The organism is Pseudomonas sp. LBUM1653 (genome assembly GCF_059716115.1).
In genome coordinates this window covers 5,059,843-5,076,569 of sequence record NZ_CP166803.1, presented here as the reverse complement: position 1 = coordinate 5,076,569, position 16,727 = coordinate 5,059,843, and the positions used below count along the sequence as shown (strand labels likewise).

17 protein-coding genes and 1 pseudogene are annotated in these 16,727 nt (G+C 58.7%); 12 read left to right on the top strand and 6 right to left on the bottom strand.

Annotation, left to right across the window (positions count from 1 at the left end; translation table 11 throughout):
• Positions 1–67: 67 nt before the first annotated feature.
• Positions 68–769, bottom strand: a complete 702-nt coding sequence (locus ACA054_RS22930; RefSeq protein WP_497686291.1) for a murein L,D-transpeptidase catalytic domain family protein — start codon at positions 767–769, stop codon at positions 68–70.
• 82 nt (positions 770–851) lie between these two features.
• Between ACA054_RS22930 and ACA054_RS22925 the strand changes: the two genes are divergently transcribed.
• The 3 genes and pseudogenes from ACA054_RS22925 (at position 852) to ACA054_RS22915 (ending at position 4,278) form a co-directional block, all read left to right on the top strand.
• Positions 852–2,606: a L,D-transpeptidase family protein gene (locus tag ACA054_RS22925; protein WP_497686290.1), complete on the top strand. Its 1,755-nt coding sequence runs from the start codon at positions 852–854 to the stop codon at positions 2,604–2,606.
• Positions 2,607–2,684: 78 nt separating this feature from the next.
• A pseudogene (locus ACA054_RS22920) lies at positions 2,685–3,472 on the top strand (WaaZ-like lipopolysaccharide core biosynthesis protein).
• A gap of 146 nt (positions 3,473–3,618) precedes the next feature.
• Positions 3,619–4,278, top strand: coding sequence for a ribonuclease T2 family protein (locus tag ACA054_RS22915; RefSeq protein ID WP_497686289.1), 660 nt, complete (start codon positions 3,619–3,621; stop codon positions 4,276–4,278).
• 7 nt (positions 4,279–4,285) lie between these two features.
• On the opposite strand, the gene ACA054_RS22910 is transcribed toward ACA054_RS22915, so the two are convergent.
• Together ACA054_RS22910 and ACA054_RS22905 are read right to left on the bottom strand one after the other, a co-directional pair.
• Positions 4,286–4,756: a hypothetical protein gene (locus ACA054_RS22910; protein WP_497686288.1), complete on the bottom strand. Its 471-nt coding sequence runs from the start codon at positions 4,754–4,756 to the stop codon at positions 4,286–4,288.
• A gap of 112 nt (positions 4,757–4,868) precedes the next feature.
• Positions 4,869–5,717, bottom strand: coding sequence for a LysR substrate-binding domain-containing protein (locus ACA054_RS22905; protein WP_497686287.1), 849 nt, complete (start codon positions 5,715–5,717; stop codon positions 4,869–4,871).
• A gap of 109 nt (positions 5,718–5,826) precedes the next feature.
• On the opposite strand from ACA054_RS22905, the gene ACA054_RS22900 reads away from it, so the two are divergent.
• The 5 genes from ACA054_RS22900 to ACA054_RS22880 all read left to right on the top strand — a co-directional run bounded on the left by ACA054_RS22900 (position 5,827) and on the right by ACA054_RS22880 (position 10,996).
• Positions 5,827–6,531, top strand: a complete 705-nt coding sequence (locus ACA054_RS22900; protein WP_497686286.1) for a haloacid dehalogenase type II — start codon at positions 5,827–5,829, stop codon at positions 6,529–6,531.
• Between the two features lie 17 nt (positions 6,532–6,548).
• Positions 6,549–7,322 carry an aldolase gene (locus ACA054_RS22895; RefSeq protein ID WP_497686285.1) on the top strand — a complete coding sequence of 258 codons (774 nt, stop codon included), beginning with the start codon at positions 6,549–6,551 and terminating at the stop codon, positions 7,320–7,322.
• Positions 7,323–7,465: 143 nt separating this feature from the next.
• Positions 7,466–9,037, top strand: coding sequence for a sensor domain-containing diguanylate cyclase (locus tag ACA054_RS22890; protein WP_497686284.1), 1,572 nt, complete (start codon positions 7,466–7,468; stop codon positions 9,035–9,037).
• A gap of 120 nt (positions 9,038–9,157) precedes the next feature.
• Positions 9,158–10,564 (top strand): DUF1254 domain-containing protein, encoded by a 1,407-nt coding sequence (locus ACA054_RS22885; protein WP_497686283.1) that lies wholly within the window; start codon positions 9,158–9,160, stop codon positions 10,562–10,564.
• 141 nt (positions 10,565–10,705) lie between these two features.
• Positions 10,706–10,996, top strand: coding sequence for a hypothetical protein (locus ACA054_RS22880; RefSeq protein WP_497686282.1), 291 nt, complete (start codon positions 10,706–10,708; stop codon positions 10,994–10,996).
• Between the two features lie 93 nt (positions 10,997–11,089).
• Here ACA054_RS22880 and ACA054_RS22875 read toward each other — a convergent pair whose 3' ends face one another.
• Positions 11,090–11,389 carry a hypothetical protein gene (locus tag ACA054_RS22875; RefSeq protein WP_497686281.1) on the bottom strand — a complete coding sequence of 100 codons (300 nt, stop codon included), beginning with the start codon at positions 11,387–11,389 and terminating at the stop codon, positions 11,090–11,092.
• 155 nt (positions 11,390–11,544) lie between these two features.
• Between ACA054_RS22875 and ACA054_RS22870 the strand changes: the two genes are divergently transcribed.
• Both ACA054_RS22870 and ACA054_RS22865 read left to right on the top strand, forming a co-directional pair.
• Entirely contained in the window at positions 11,545–12,339 is a 795-nt protein-coding gene (locus ACA054_RS22870; RefSeq protein ID WP_497686280.1) for an exodeoxyribonuclease III, read from the top strand.
• Positions 12,340–12,435: 96 nt separating this feature from the next.
• Positions 12,436–13,263 carry an arylamine N-acetyltransferase family protein gene (locus ACA054_RS22865; RefSeq protein WP_497686279.1) on the top strand — a complete coding sequence of 276 codons (828 nt, stop codon included), beginning with the start codon at positions 12,436–12,438 and terminating at the stop codon, positions 13,261–13,263.
• Between the two features lie 63 nt (positions 13,264–13,326).
• Here the strand turns inward: ACA054_RS22865 and ACA054_RS22860 are convergent, their stop codons facing one another.
• The gene (locus tag ACA054_RS22860; protein ID WP_497686278.1) at positions 13,327–13,650 is read right to left on the bottom strand and encodes a BrnA antitoxin family protein; all 324 of its coding nucleotides are present in this window, start codon (positions 13,648–13,650) and stop codon (positions 13,327–13,329) included.
• Between the two features lie 3 nt (positions 13,651–13,653).
• Entirely contained in the window at positions 13,654–13,935 is a 282-nt protein-coding gene (locus tag ACA054_RS22855; RefSeq protein ID WP_497635793.1) for a BrnT family toxin, read from the bottom strand.
• 255 nt (positions 13,936–14,190) lie between these two features.
• Here ACA054_RS22855 and ACA054_RS22850 point away from each other — a divergent pair, with 255 nt between their 5' ends.
• Entirely contained in the window at positions 14,191–15,708 is a 1,518-nt protein-coding gene (locus tag ACA054_RS22850; RefSeq protein ID WP_497686277.1) for a nucleobase:cation symporter-2 family protein, read from the top strand.
• 338 nt (positions 15,709–16,046) lie between these two features.
• On the top strand, positions 16,047–16,667 hold the full coding sequence (locus ACA054_RS22845; protein ID WP_497686276.1) for a TetR/AcrR family transcriptional regulator: 621 nt from the start codon (positions 16,047–16,049) through the stop codon (positions 16,665–16,667).
• Positions 16,668–16,727 lie beyond the last annotated feature (60 nt).

Sequence of the window (16,727 nt, the reverse complement as noted above, 5' to 3'; positions counted from 1 at the left end):
CGTGTGTGAGACGCAATTTCCCTGATCTCGTGCCTGTCTTTTGACGATAACCGTTTGAGTGAGCTGTTTACTGCCGTGACGTGACCTTGTCCGACGAGGCCATCGTGCCGCTGCCGCAATTGATGTACGAAGACGATTTCAGCCAGCGCTGGTCCGGATAATAGGAAAACAACAGCTGCCCATCCTTCATCGAGTCAATCAGGCGGTGCGCGATGGCCGGCCTGACCGCCGGGCAGCCGAGGCTCCTGCCGATCCGGCCGTTGGCGCGCGCCAGTACCGGGCTGACATAGGGCGCGCCGTGAATGACGATTGCCCGGTCGAAGGCGTTATCGTTGAAGCCAGGCTCCAGGCCTTCCATGCGCAAGGAATAGCCGTTCTGGCCGACGTAACTCTGTTGGGTACGGTACAGGCCAAGGCTGGTGGCGAAGCTTTCGTTCTGGTTGGAGAACTGGGTGGCCATGTTTTCGCCGCTGTTGCGGCCATGGGCGACGAGTTCGTGGAACAGCAGCTTGCGTTTTTTCAGATCGAACACCCACAGGCGCTGTTCGGTCGAAGGCAGGGAATAATCGATCACTGCTAGTCTCTTTGCCGGGACTGTACCTTGGGCGCGGGTACACTGTGTTGCGCGAACCGCCAGGGCAATCACCTTGGCATTGGCGTTTGGAGCAGCTTTGGCCAGCGCGACTTCAAGCGAATCGGCGTAGGCTGAGGGGAGGAAAGCCGACGTCAGCAAGAGGGCTGTCAAACAGCCAAAGCGATGTAGCGCCATAAAAATGTCTCATCAGGAATATGTCGAGTCTAGCAGCGAGTTGAACGCTAGCCCTTTGATTACAGGCGATTAAGGATTATCCATGAGTCAATTAACAAGGTTATTCGTCATAAGCCATGTGTTTTTTATGGTCTTTCTGATCAGCGGCACTGCGATGGGTGAAACTTCGCCGATCATGCCGGTATCTCCGGCGCCAGTGAGTGTGCTCGGTGCTGCACCCGACGATGTCGTTGGTCAGGCAATTCAGGCAGAGCTCGAACCCCTGCAATCTTCATTCCCTCCTCTGTTGACCTCGCGTAAACATCAACGCCTGGATGTGGCTCGAGTGGTTCTGGATTTCTATTCGCACCGCAATTTTCGCGCCGCCTGGACCAACGGGCGAGATGTCAGCCAATTGCTCAAGGGCCTGGATGACACCCAGGCCGATGGCCTCGTTCCTGAGGATTACCGGGCTGGCGAACTGGCCCAGGCGCAGCTTTCGTTGCAGGCCACGGCGCCGACACCGGCGCAATGGGCGGCTTTCGATATCGCGGCAACCCGTACGTACATCACGGCGCTACTGCAGTTGCGGCGTGGCAAGGTTGATCCGGCACGCCTGGATTTTCATTGGAACTTCGAACCTGAAGGCATCGATCCCCGCGAGGACATGAACACCTTCTTTACCGCCCTGGATGATCACGACGTGGCTCGCGCGTTCGCGCAAGCGCCGCCCCAGGAGGCCGTTTATCGCAACCTGCGCGAGAGCCTCGCGCACTTGCGCAAGGTTCGCGATGCCGGCGGGTGGCCGAAAGTCGCTGAAGGGCAGTCGCTCAAGCCCGGTATGGACAATGCAGCGGTCAAGCAATTGCGCGCACGCCTGGTGGCGGCCGGGTACCTGGACCCGCACAAGTCCAAGCGTACCGATTACGACGACAGTGTCATTGCCGCGGTGAAGAAGTATCAGCTCGAACAATACCTCGGCGCCGATGGCGTGGCGGGGGCGGGGACGCTGGCGGCACTGAACGTGCCGGTCGAGGCGCGGATCGACCAGGTGCGGGTGAACATGGAGCGGGCGCGCTGGTTGCTCTACAAGCTGCAAGGCACGTTTGTCATCGTCGATATTGCCGGCTACAAGGTCGCCCTGTACCGCGACGGTCAGCCGATCTGGCGTTCCCGGGTGCAGGTCGGCAAACCGTTTCGCAGCACGCCGGTGTTCCAGTCCGAAATCACCTACGTCACGTTCAACCCCACCTGGACCGTTCCGCCGACGATTCTCGTCAAGGATATGTTGCCCAAGATTCAGCAGAATCCGGGCTACCTCGCGGCCAACCGGATTCGCGCCCTGGACCGCGAAGGCAATGCGCTCGATCCGTCGACCGTGGATTGGTCCAATGCGCGCGGCATCACCCTGCGCCAGGACGCCGGCCCGGAAAACTCGCTCGGGCAGGTGGTCATCCGGTTCCCTAACGACTATGCGATTTACCTCCACGACACCCCGCATCGCGAGTTATTCGCCAAATCGATGCGTGCTACCAGCTCCGGCTGCATCCGGGTGGAAAATCCGTTGCAGTTGGTCGAGCTGCTGTTCAACGACCCTGTGCGCTGGAACGCGGCGGGTATTCAAAAACAACTGGCCAATGGCAAAACCGAAAACATCAAGCTTCCCGTCAAGGTGCCAGTGCTGCTGGCCTACTGGACGGTGGACCTGAATACCGACGGACGGGTGACGTTTAAACCCGACGTTTACGGTTACGATTCGCCGGTGCTGCGACTCTTGAACCAGCCTTCCAAGTTGCCCGCCCTGGAGTTGCAGCGTGCAGAACCGCCACTGGTTGTGACAGGTCAAGACAAGTCGTAGCGAGAGTTCACCCGTTGAAAACTATCGACATGGAAATGGGTCGTAGTTCATCAATTATCAGGGATAGGGACATTGACGATGGATGTTGCCGACAAAAAAACGACACTCATCACAGGTTCACTTCGGGTGCACGACCTGGATGAGTGCCGCAACACTCAAACGGGTCCAGTGTTCATCGTAGCGTCAGGTGCATCGGCCAAAGACTTCCCATTGCACAAGTATGCCGACGTTCCAATGATCACCATGAACGGCGCCATTTCGAAGTTCACGGGGACAGGTATCTCGCCGTACTTCTATGTCTGTACCGATCAGGGCTTTTCCGAACAGCAACCGGAACTGTTTACCGAGGCCATGCGCCTCAGTGAGCGGGTTGCGCTGTGGGAAAAACATGTCTGGCACACGTCGCTAAAGCCTCAGGGCAAACTGTACTTGCTGAGCCGGGTACCCAGGCTGTTGTGGAGTGATTTTTTCAGGACTGACAAAGACCTTGTCAGGGTCCGCAAGCTAGGCAGTAGTCGGAGTAAACCCTGGGTTTCAGCAAGAACCTCAAGCGCGGTTTTTTTGACGCTCGTACCGTCGCCTACCTGGCTTTGCAGCTTGCCTACCACTTGGGATTTACCCGGGTGTTCCTGGTAGGCGTAGACCTGGACCCGACGGTGGGTCGCTTCTATGAAGCGCCAGGCCGCTTCGTTTCTCCCTGCGTACTCGATGAGCATTTTCATACCAGAATTCTGCCGTCGTTCGAGATCCTGTCGAAGCAGGTCGTGAACGAGGATTTTCAGGTCTACAACCTGTCCGACATCTCGAAGGTTCCACCGCAACTGATCCCCCGGATGACCCTGGAAGAACTCGACAGGCTGATCTGACGAATCGTTCGTTTGCACGACATTAATCATTTCGAATCACTCTCGTGGTGCGAAAGCGTTCGTGGCTATGCCAAAGTACCGGCTTTTGCTCGGCCCATTTTCGGTCAACGATATGCCGGTCAAGCCACCCCGCAGGAGCGGTGCCAATGAACAGACTTTACGCTGTGGTCGCGCTGATCGTGTTGACGTTCGCCAGCGTGGGCACGAGCAGCGCTCGGGATACGGGAAGTGGCAGACCGGAATCCGTGGCAGGGGTGTTCGACTACTACCTGTTGGCGCTGTCCTGGTCACCCACTTACTGCCTGACCCATCGTGACGATGCGCAATGTTCCGGCAAAGGCTATGGCTTCGTGCTCCACGGCCTCTGGCCGCAATACACCAAGGGCGGTTGGCCGAAGTCCTGCGCGCCGAGGGTAAGACTCTCGCCGGAGGAGCGGGCGAAGGGCTTGATGCTGTTCCCGTCCGAAAAGCTGCTTGAGCACGAATGGGCCAAACACGGCACTTGCAGCGGCCTCGGCGCCAACGGTTATCTGGAAGCCTCCGACAAGGCCTTGGGCGCGGTCAGGATTCCCGAGCAACTGCAACCGTTGAGCACGACGCATTATTTTGCAGCCAGGGACATTGCGCAGATGTTCCGCCAGAGCAATCCGCAGATCCCGGCGGATGGCGTTGTGGTGATCTGCAACGGGCCGCAGTTGTCGGAGGTTCGGGTCTGCATGGACAAGGACCTGGCGTTCGCGTCTTGCGGCAAAGGCGTGAAGACACAATGCCGTGCCGGGGAGATCCGGGTTCCGCCTTTGCGGTGATCGTGCTTCAACTGAGCGCCAGTCCTGCCTGTACCACCGAAAGCAGATTGTTTTCAGTCAGCGCCACCGCATCCGGTCGCATTGCGGCTTGCTCGATCACTTGTAGCCACCAATGTGTAGCACCGTGTTCGTCCACGGTGCGCAACAGGGCATGTTCGTTGCCTTTGGAGTGAATTTCGACACGCCCCTCGCCATCCACCGTGAAGCGCGCAACAGGATCAAGCGTGATGCTGCAGTGATTGCCGGTGATCACCAATTGGTCGATGGCATAGTCGAAAGTGTCTCCCAGCGGGTGGCTCTCGAACACATGAGTGGCGTTGCGCCGCAGGACCAGGCCAGCCTCGATCAAGGGCTGCAACCAGCCCTCGATCCGCTGATACAGCTCGTAGACCTGCCCCGGCCAGCTGTCGATCGCCTGATCGCTGCCGGTCGGTCGGGTCTGTTTCAGTTTTTCGGCGAGTTCGTCTGCCTTGCTCATTTCAAATCCCTTTGGTGGTGTAAGAGTCATCGTAGCTCCTTGGCGGCGATGTGGCTGTTGTCCTGCGTCATGCCTGCGGCACAAGGGTGACAAATCATTTCTGTGCCAGCGTTCACGCGATCGCAGCGGCCATCTCTTCTCGCAAAAAATCCACCAGCGACCGCTGCAATGCGCTCAATGTGCCCTCGCGGCTGATCAGCGCCAGTTCGGTTGGCGGCAGCGGCGGCAGTTCGGCGCAAACACGATGCTCGGGCAGCACCGCCGAAACCGGCAGCACGGAAATGCCGAGGCCGCAGGCGACTGCCGCTTGAATGCCCGTCAGGCTATGACTGCCAAAGGCGACTCGCCAGGGTCGTTGCGCCACGTCCAGCAAGCGGATTGCCCGTTGTCGGTAAATGCACCCTTGGGGGAACAGCGCCAACGGCACAACGTCGTTGGTCGAGTCGATTTGCGCCGCTTTTACCCACACCAGCTCTTCCGGCCAGGATGCCCAGCAGGGACCACTGGCCGGCTCGCGCTTGACCAAGGCAATGTCGATTTCTCCGCTTGCCAGCTTCTGTTTGAGGTCTGTGCTCATGCCGCTGACGGTTTCCAGGCGGGCCTGGGGTTTTTCCCGGCTGAATCCGGCGAGGAGCAGTGCCATGCGCCGGGCGTCGATATCCTCCGGCACGCCGATGCGCAGGATCTCCAGGTCGACATCGCTGGCGAGGGCTTGTACAGCCTCGCAGGACAGTGCCAGCAGACGTCGGGCATAGTGAATCAGCATTTCGCCGTGCTCGGTGACGCTGATGTTCTGCCCGGTGCGATCACGCAGCAGGAGCGAATGTCCGACCAACTCTTCGAGCTTGCGCACCTGTTGGCTGACTGTTGATTGAGTGCGGTGCACACGCTCGGCAGCCCGGGTGAAGCTGCCTTCGTCGACCACGCAGACAAAGGTTTTAAGCAGTTCGAGATCGAGCATGGCGGGCGCCTTTGATATTTATATTTCAACTAACAGATAGGTATTAATTTAATTTCACACTATCACGCCCTGCGCTTAATCTGAAGGCCACACTTCAGAGGATGCTTCCATGACACTGCACAGTACCCCGCGCCCCGAATGGCTGACGTTCGACTGTTATGGCACGCTGATTCAGTGGGATGAAGGCCTGAAAGCCGTGGCTTGCGAGGTTTTGCGCGACAAAGGCGAACACGCCGTGGACGTCGAGCGCCTGATCGAAGTCTACGACCGGCATGAACACCGCTTGGAGCAAATCCCGCCGCATCGCTCGTTCCGCCAATTGAGCACCTTGGGCTTGCACCTGGCCCTGGAGGAACTGGGCTTGGCGAGCGCACCTGAAGACAGTCAGCGCCTGGCAGGTGCCATTCCAGGCATGCCGCCGTTCCCCGAGGTGATTGCGACCCTTGCGCAGCTCAAGGAAATGGGATTCAAGCTATGCATCGTGTCCAACACCGATGACGACATCATTGCCGGTAATGTCGCGCAATTGGGTGGTTACATCGACCGGGTCATCACCGCCCAGCAGGCCGGAGCCTACAAACCCGATCCCCGACTGTTCGATTACGCTCACCAACAGCTCGGCGTCCGTCGTGACCAGGTTGTGCACATCTGCGCCAGCCCGAATCTGGACCACGCTGCCGCCCGCGACATGCACTTTCGCTGCGTCTGGATCGATCGCGGCACCGGGCGGCAAATGCTCTCGGACTATCGCCCCGATGCGATCTTGAGCACCCTGGATCAGGTCGTACCTCTGTTCACCTCCTTCGGCTGGTAACACACGGAGTCCTCACCATGGCGCATACCCTTGCAGGCAGTTCCCGTCCCTCGACTTACGCCGGTCTCGATCTGGATGGCGAAGCCGCCATCACTGCTCGCAATGAACTGGCTGCGTGCTTTCAACTGGCCGCGCGCCATGGGCTGGAGGAGGGCATCTGCAACCATTTTTCGGCAATGGTGCCGGGGCGCGATGACCTGTTTTTTGTGAACCCATATGGCTATGCATTCGCCGAGGTCACTGCCGAGAAGCTGCTGGTTTGCGACTTTCACGGCCATGTGGTCGACGGCGAAGGCCAGCCGGAGGCGACCGCGTTCTACATCCATGCGCGACTGCATAAGCAGTTGCCACAGGTGAAAGTGGCGTTCCATACGCATATGCCGCACGCCACGGCGTTGTGCCTGCTGCAAGGTCCGCCGTTGTTATGGCTGGGGCAGACAGCGTTGAAGTTTTATGACCGCACGGCGGTGGATGAAGACTATAACGGCCTGGCCCTGGATGAGTCCGAAGGCGACCGGATTGCCAGCGTCATGGGCAACGCCGACATCCTTTTCCTGAAGAACCACGGAGTGATCGTCGCCGGGCCAACCATTGCCCAGGCCTGGGACGATCTGTATTACCTGGAGCGAGCCGCCCAGGTGCAGTTGCTGGCGATGGCGACCCGGCGCGAGCTAAAACCGGTGCCAGCTGATATCGCCCGGCGCACCTGTGAGCAAATGCGTCTGGGCGATGCCGAAAGTGCACGGGCGCATTTGCACAGTGCAATGCGGCGGTTGCAGCGTTCTGGCTGATACGCGGCCCACAGCCTGGTGAGGCAGTGGGCAACCATTTGGCATCTGCTGCCCTTTTCTCGTTGCTAACACCGTAGACTTGGCGCCCAAAACCAGGGGGCATGGGGTGTCGCTCGTGCCTTGCCCTTTCAGGGGAGCGCTTTTTGTCAACACGCCTTGATGACCTGTACCACGCCCCCGGCGTCGCCTTGAAGCGCATACCGCTGCGCAAGGCCGCGGTGTTGTTTATCGGCACGGTGTGCCTGTGCCTGTGCGCCTTGCTTTATTTGCAACTGGAGCAATCCCGGCGCCACGACCTGACTCAGGCCCAGGTCGCTTCGTCGAACCTGACGCGGGCCATGGCACAGCAGGCCGAAGACACCTTCATGCAAGCCGATCTGGTGCTGACCAGTCTGGTGGACTGGATTCAGGCCGACGGATTCGGCCCGGCCCAACGTCCGCGTTTGCAGAAAACCTTCGCCCGGCGGGTGCAGGCGCTGGAGCAATTGCACGGCATCCTGCTGTTCGACCAAAAGGGCCAGTGGGTCGTCACCTCATTTGAAGCATTGCCTCGCGGTAAAGGCGTGGCGGATCGCGAATACTTCAAATTTCACCAGCAAAACGTTTCAACCGTTGCGCACATCGGCCCGGCCATCCGCAGTCGGGAAAATGGCGAATGGATCATTCCGATCTCCAGGCGGGTCAATGACCGTAATGGCCAGTTCCAGGGGGTGCTGTTGGCCGGGATCAAGATGTCGTACTTCGAGCAGTTCTTCAAAAGCTTCAGTATCGACGACAACGGCGCGATGTTTCTGGCGTTGACCGATGGCACGTTGCTGGCCCGCAGGCCTTATGTGCAAGCGCAGATCGGTACGTCATTGGCCAAGGGTGAAATCTTTCAGAACCTGCTGCCCCGGTCGACTTCCGGTAACGCGATGTTCGCCTCCGAGATGGACGCGATTGTCCGCCTGCATGGCTATCGGCAGCTGGAGGCATACCCGCTTGTGGTCTCGGCGGCATCGTCCCGAAACTCGATTCTGGCGGGCTGGTACGACACGGCGTTTCGCTCCAGCGCCATCGTCTTGCTGGTCATGCTGGGTATCGGACTGATCGGCTGGGTGTTCATTCGTCAGGTGCGTGTCGGTGAACAGGTCGAGGCGGATTTGCGCCAGGCTCAGCAAGCATTGGAGCTGATTGCCACCCACGACAGCCTGACGGGCCTGGCCAATCGCCGGTTGTTCGAGCGGGCCCTCGATATCGAATTCGGTCGCGGCGCCCGGCAAAACAGCCCGCTGAGCCTGATCATGCTCGATATCGATTTCTTCAAGCGCTACAACGATACCTACGGTCACGTGGTGGGCGATCACTGTCTGGCTGAAGTGGCGCGCGCGGTGAAAAGCTGCTGCCATCGCAAGGCCGATCTGGCGGTGCGTTACGGTGGCGAAGAGTTCGCGGTGTTGCTGCCTGACACCGATATCCATGGTGCCATGACCCTTGCCGAACAGATTCGCCGCAGCGTCCTGGGCAAGAACATCAGCCATACGGGCTCGCCTGGCGGATACGTGACTGTCAGTCTTGGTTGCTATTCGTTTGTGCCGACGGGGCGTGACAGCATGGAAGTCTTCATCCAGCGGGCAGATGCCGCGCTGTATCAGGCCAAGCATTCGGGCAGGAACCGTTCGGCGGTATTGTCGATGGAGGGCGCGGTCGAGGCGCTGATGCGTTCGGATCGTTGAGGTCTGCGAATCCCCGGTGGCCGATTGTCAGCCTGTCAGAACTTGTTCAATCGATCGTCTAGAGTTCCGTTAGCTCTGCCGGTCCCGGCAGATCTCCCCATCGCACGGACGATCGCCACTATGTCGATAACCCAAGCTTTGACCACCATTGCCCTTATCGTTGTGTCCAGCGCGATCTTGCCGTTGGTCAGTCAGGCGCAATCGAAAATCACCGCCGAAGAAGCTCACGCCATCGGCGTGGATGCCTACGTTTATTTTTATCCGCTGTTGACCATGGACATCACCCGCAAGCAATTCACCAATATCGAACCGGGCAAGGAGTTCGGCAAGGGCCCGATGAACATGTTTGTGAGTGTGCCGGAGTACCCGCCTGCGAGTTTCAAAGGGGTGGTGCGCTCGAACTTCGACACCTTGTATTCCATCGCATGGCTCGACCTGACCAAGGAACCATTGATCATCGCCGCGCCGGACACCGCCGGACGCTTCTACTTGCTGCCGATGCTCGACATGTGGAGTGACGTATTCGCTTCGCCCGGCTGGCGCACAACGGGGACCGACGCGGCGCAGTTCCTGGTGACGCCACCGGGATGGGCCGGCACCGTGCCTGCGGGACTGAACCATCTGCCGGCGCCGACACCCTTTGTCTGGGTGATCGGGCGAACCAAGACCGATGGCGCGGCGGACTACGCGGCGGTGCACAAGATCCAGGCCGGCTACACCGTGACGCCTTTGTCCCGGCTGGGCAAGGACGCAGAGCCGGCCAGTGTCAAGATCGACCCGGCCGTGGACATGACGACCCCGCCGAAAATCCAGGTCGACACGCTGTCGGCGGCAGACTACTTCGCCTATGCCGCCGAACTGCTCAAGGTGCATCCGGCGCACAACACCGATCAGCCGCTACTGGCGCAGATCAAGCGCATCGGCATCGAGCCGGGCAAGTCGTTCAACATGGATGCGCTGGCCCCGGAAATAAAAGCTGCCCTGGAGACTGCGCCCAAGGACGCGCAAGCACTGATGGCGTGGAAGGTGCCTACCCTTGCGCGAGTGGTCAACGGCTGGTCGATGAACACCGACACCATGGGCGTCTACGGCAACTACTACCTCAAGCGCGCGATCGTGGCGCAGATGGGGCTCGGCGCCAACTTGCCCGAAGACGCGATTTATCCGTTGAATATCGGCGATGCAAACGGCAAGACCCTCGACGGCACGCACCAGTACGTGCTGCATTTCGCCAAGGATGAAACGCCACCGGTGAACGCGTTCTGGTCGATTACGCTGTACGACCCCGAAGGTTTTCAGGTGGGTAACGGGCTCAACCGCTTCGCGGTCAGCAGCTGGATGCCGTTCAAGACCAACGCCGACGGTTCGCTGGATATCTACTTGCAGAACGAAAGCCCCGGCAAGGAACTGGAAGCCAATTGGCTACCGGCGCCCAAGGGACCGTTCAACCTGACCATGCGCTTGTACGGTCCGAAGGCCGAGGCGTTGAACGGCAAGTGGAATCCGCCTGCGGTCAGGCAGATGTAGGTGCGGGTAATCTCTCCCAACAAATGCATTCGAGTGTATTGAAGAGCGGTATTTTATGATCTGCGGTTTAAGCGGGTCGGTTGTTGAGGGTGTATTGCTGATGCGCGTGACAGGGATGGTTTATTTAAAGGAATAAGTAGTATGAGACGTATGCAGTTCTACATATGCAAAACAAGGACAGATCGCACGAGCGGAAATATTCTCGCTGTTTTTGCCTGTGGTAAAGATGAAAACCAATGGTTTTGGGTTCCTGTGGGGTTTGTGGTGCAGTTGATCAATCAGGGGGTGCCGTTCAACACACTGCTGAGGAGAAGCGAGAAGGATTATGTAAAGGGGGCCAGGGTCGAAGTCTATGACGAGATTTTTTTACAAACAGTCGCCAATAACTCGCCGGGCGATAATCTGGAAAGTCTACCGACAAGCGTTGAATGAGTTTTATGCACTGACGTCATATTTCAGGCATTCATAAACCCCCAGGTATTGCAGACAGCCGACGATGGATCATCATCGGCTGCCTTTACGCGTTCAGCTACCCGTCCCACCGCCAGCCCCACCGGTCCCGCCGCCCGCGCCAGTACCCCCTCCGGCACCCGAACCGCTGCTACCGCCCGCACTTCCACTTGAAGAACCGGTTGCGCCACCGTCACCGGCGTTGCCGCCCGAGGGCGAGCTCGGGGTGTTGTCGGGCGGCATGACAGGGCCGCTGGTTGAACCGGATTTGGTGCCCGTCGCATCAGCACCATCGCCTGACACTGCGAAGGTGGCCTGGGAGGCCGCACACAGCAACCCAGCGAGAAACAGCGAAGTGATTCTGGTGTTCATCATGGTCCGTCTCCAAAAGATGAGTCATTACTGACGTTGGTCTGAAGGGCAGGGCGGTTGGTGCCAGCTGGATGACGAGTGGCACTGGCTACGGTGGACCGAACACCTTGCAGGCTGCGCGGTCACACCCAAGAGACCCAACCAACGGGACGGTGGCCATGAAAAAGCTGCGAATCGCGACGTTCAACGTCAACGGCATGCGCGCCCGCCTGCCGAATCTGTTGGCCTGGCTTGAGCGCGAGCAACCGGACATCGCCTGTCTGCAGGAACTCAAGTCGGTCGACAGTGCGTTTCCTGCCGCGCAGCTTGAGGCCATCGGCTACGGGGCGATCTGGCAGGGACAAGTGTCGTGGAACGGGGTGGCAATTCTGGCGCGGGATGCGCAGCCACTGGAAAGCCGCCGAGGTCTGCCGGGCGATGACGACGATACTCACAGCCGCTATCTGGAAGCTGCCGTACACGGGGTCCTGGTGGGCTGCCTGTACTTGCCTAACGGCAACCCGCAACCAGGGCCGAAGTTCGATTACAAACTGGCCTGGTTCGAGCGCCTGATACGTTACGCGCAGGCGCTGCAGGCCAGTGAGCATCCGGTGGTGCTGGCGGGTGACTACAATGTGGTTCCCACCGACCTCGATATCTATAACCCACGTTCCTGGCTCAAGGATGCCTTGCTGCAACCCGAGAGCCGCGAGTGTTATCAGCGTCTGCTGGATCAGGGCTGGACCGATGCCGTGCGTCATCTGTATCCGCACGAGCGGGTCTACACCTTCTGGGACTATTTTCGCCAGCACTGGCAGAAGAACTCCGGGTTACGCATCGATCACCTGTTGCTCAACCCGGCCTTGAGTCCTTATTTGGAGGAGGCCGGTGTCGATGCCTGGGTGCGCAACGAACCCCATGCCAGCGACCATGCGCCCACCTGGATTCAGTTGGGCTCGCGCAAGCGCCGTTGATTTTTCTTGCTGGCCGATTGGCTAAATCAATTGTCGGCCTTACCCCTTCATCCCTTATACATAGCGTCCACAGCTTGCGTGCATAAGGATCAAGCGATGAGCGAGCCACGTCTGACAAACCCTGCTTCCTACCTGCAACGTCTGGGGTTCGAAGCTCCCCCGGCGCCGACGCTTGAAACCCTGCGCCTGCTTCAATTGCGTCACACCGGTGCCTTTGCGTTTGAAAATCTCACCACGCTGGCGGGCGAGCCGGTGCGCATCGACCTGTCGTCGATCGAGCAGAAGGTCCTGCAGGATGGGCGCGGTGGTTACTGCTACGAACTCAACTATCTGTTTCTGGCCTTGCTCCAAACGCTCGGCTTCGATGCGCGGGGCATCAGCGGGCGCGTGGTCATGGGCCAGCCCGAGGGCGCCTGGACCGCGCGTACGCACCGCTTGAGCCTGGTGACGCTCGGTGGCGTGCGCTACATCACCGACGTCGGCTTTGGCGGCATGGTGCCCACCGCACCGCTGTTGCTCGACAGCCTTGATGAGCAATTGACTCCGCACGAGCCGTATCGCATCGAACAGCACGCCGACGGCTACACCCTTCGCGCCAAGGTCGCGAATGAATGGCGCCCAATGTACATCTTCGACCTGCAGCGCCAGGAGGACATCGACTACACCGTCGGCAACTGGTACGTCTCGACCCACCCCGAATCATCGTTCGCCAAACAACTGATGGTGGCCCGAACCGGGGAAGGGTGGCGACGTACCCTCAATAACGGCAGCTTTGCGATCCATCGCACGGGGCAGGACAGCGAACGCCGGCAAGTGGCCGATGTACAGGAGTTGATCGGCGTGCTCGAAAGCGAGTTCGAGATTCGGGTGCCCACGCATGGGACGTTGATGCGCACACTTGAGCGATTGATAGCGCTGCAATAGGCGGATCATCGTGCACACAAAAAAAGGGCGGATTGAATCAGCCTGCCCCTTTTTCGTGCTTGATCATGGCCGGGCTTCGGGCTCCATCACCCGCTGAATTTCGCTGAGGGCTTGCGCGAGCTTTTTTTCCAGGCTTTTCAGCTCAGAGGCGGTGATCCCCTTTTTCAGGTGCCTGGCAGTACTAGTCTCTGCTTTGTCATGCTCGGTCAGCAATGCCCGGCGCAGCGTGTTGTTGATCGCGGTCTGGTAGCCATAGCCTTCGCTCTCTGCGAGCGCGCGTGCCGCGTCGATGACGACGTCATCGAGCATGATGGTGATGCGGGTCTTGCCTTTGCTGGGGGCAACTGCCCCACGCCTGGCATGGCTAAAGTCGTACTCGTCTTTCATTGGTCAAGCCTCCAGATACTGGCGGCGCTCGTTTTTGCTGGCGAGGCGCGCAGAAATGATTCGAACGAAATTCGGGTCACGGTAGGTGTACGCCACGACCAGCAAACGACCTTTGCCGTCCAGCCCCATGATGATCCAGCGCTGTTCGTCATGGTGATCGTCCTGAAGGGTCAGGGCATGTTCATCATGGAAGACAGGCTCCGTCTCTGCGAGGCTGATGCCCAGGTGCTTGAGTTTGTTGGCTGCGTTCTTCGCCTTGTGATACTGAATTTCGAATGGCTTCATTATGCATACTTTATATGTATATGGAAGAGGGCGATCTCTGCCGATGGTCGCCAGGAATTCAAAAGACTAGTGGGCGCGGGAGAATGGGTCGGGCGGATGTATTTCAAGGTTTTTTGCGATGGGGAACGCGGTGGCACACAGTCTGCATGAACAGCCGTTCATAATTTGACTGACAAGTTGTATACAACTCTATAGACATTTGTCCTGGATCTTGAATACAGTGTGCGCATAACAAAAACCAGGGAACCCCCTAACATGAAAACGCCCCATGTTTCACACCAACGGCCTGAAGATGAAAATCTCGGGATCGGCGCGAATATGGCTTACGGCCTGCAACATGTTCTGACCATGTACGGTGGCATCGTCGCGGTGCCTTTGATCATTGGTCAGGCGGCCGGGCTGTCGCCGGCGGACATCGGTTTGTTGATTGCTGCTTCATTGTTTGCGGGGGGGCTGGCCACGTTGCTGCAAACCCTGGGTCTACCGTTTTTCGGTTGTCAGTTGCCGCTGGTACAGGGCGTGTCGTTTTCCGGCGTCGCGACCATGGTGGCGATTGTCAGCAGTGGTGGTGAAGGCGGGTTCCAGTCGATCCTGGGGGCGGTGATAGCCGCTTCCCTGATCGGGTTGCTGATCACACCGGTGTTCTCGCGAATTACCAAGTTCTTCCCGCCGCTGGTCACGGGCATCGTGATCACCACCATCGGCCTGACGCTGATGCCGGTGGCGGCACGCTGGGCCATGGGTGGCAACAGTCACGCCCCTGACTTTGGCAGCATGGCCAACATCGGCCTGGCAGCGGTGACGCTGATGCTGGTGCTGTTGTTGAGCAAGATCGGCAGCGCCACCATCTCCCGGTTGTCGATCCTGTTGGCGATGGTCATCGGTACGATCATCGCGGTGTTCCTCGGCATGGCGGATTTCTCGTCCGTCAGCCAGGGGCCGATGTTCGGTTTCCCGACACCCTTCCACTTCGGTATGCCGACCTTCCACTTCGCGGCGATCCTGTCGATGTGCATCGTGGTCATGGTGACCCTGGTGGAGACTTCGGCCGATATCCTGGCCGTTGGTGAAATCATCGAGACCAAGGTCGATTCCAAGCGCCTGGGCAATGGTCTGCGCGCGGACATGCTGTCGAGCATGATCGCGCCTATCTTCGGCTCCTTCACCCAAAGCGCCTTCGCCCAGAACGTCGGGCTGGTGGCGGTGACCGGCATCAAGAGCCGTTATGTGGTGGCCACCGGCGGCCTGTTCCTGGTGATCCTCGGCCTGCTGCCATTCATGGGGCGCGTCATCGCTGCGGTGCCGACCTCGGTCCTCGGCGGGGCCGGTATCGTGCTGTTCGGCACCGTCGCGGCCAGCGGCATTCGGACGCTGTCCAAGGTCGATTACCGCAACAACGTCAACCTGATCATCGTCGCGACCTCCATCGGTTTCGGCATGATCCCGATTGCCGCGCCGAACTTCTACGATCACTTCCCAAGTTGGTTCGCCACGATCTTCCATTCGGGCATCAGCTCCTCCGCAATCATGGCCATCGTGCTCAACCTGGCGTTCAACCACCTCACGGCCGGTAACTCCGACCAGCAGTCGGTGTTTGCGGCCGGTACGGAGCGGGTGCTGCGTTATCAGGACCTGGCGGCGTTGCGCGAAGGGGATTACTTCAGCGACGGCAAGTTGCACGACTGTGATGGCAAGGAGATTCCAGTGGTGGAGTCGGCGCACGGGGCGGTCGACCCGCGGCCGGTGCTGGCTAAAAGTAGCGAGCATGTCTGACCTGCATCGTGGATGAAAAAAAGCCGATCTGTTGAATAGACAGATCGGCTTTTTCTTTGCAGATCGAAAGATCGCAGCCTTCTGCATCGGCCACAAAAAAAGCCCCTGAATCTTTCGATTCAGGGGCTTTCGATATTGCTGTCTGGCTCCACGATCTGGACTCGAACGGAAAAATAAGCGTTCCATTGCTGGCGATCAACGCCGAAAAAGCACTTTCACAGTAAGACGGCGAAACGAGGAGAAGGGTGCAAGCGATATCTGCGAAAGGGTCGTTTTGTGACGATATTACAATTTGGTCACAAGTTGTCAACCACCTTTGGGATGAGTAAGCTGCTCGCATGAATCAACCATCAGTTTCTTCGTCCAGCGCCCGAGGCCCAGTCGATCACGACATTCGAGACCAGATTGTCGCGGCGGCCAACGAGCATTTCAGTCAGTATGGTTATGGCAAAACAACGGTTTCTGACCTAGCCAAGGCCATCGGCTTTTCCAAGGCTTACATCTACAAATTCTTTGAATCCAAGCAGGCGATTGGTGAAGCAATCTGTACACATTGCCTGACTGAAATCGTTGCGGCAGTGGAGCAGGCCATCAATGTAGACGGCATCTCGCCGACTGAACGTTTTCGGCGCCTGGTCAAAACCTTGATCGCTACAGGTGTGAGCCTGTTCTTTAACGACCGTAAACTCTATGACATCGCGGCGTTCGCCGCGTCGGAGCGCTGGCCCAGCTCACAAGTCTATGACGCTCGGATCAAGAGCTTCGTGTTGCAAATCGTGCGTGAGGGGCGAGAGCTCGGCGAGTTTGAACGCAAGACACCGCTGGACGAGACGGTAGAGGCCATTCATCTCGCTCTGCGGCCCTTCATCAATCCTTTGCTATTGCAGTACAACCTCGATTTTGTTGAAGAAGCCCCTTCTCTCATTTCCAATCTTGTTCTGCGCAGCCTGATGCCTTAAACCTCTGCTGACGGATGCGCTGCGTATCCGTATCAGCGTGTGCGCCTGAAAAAACCAGAT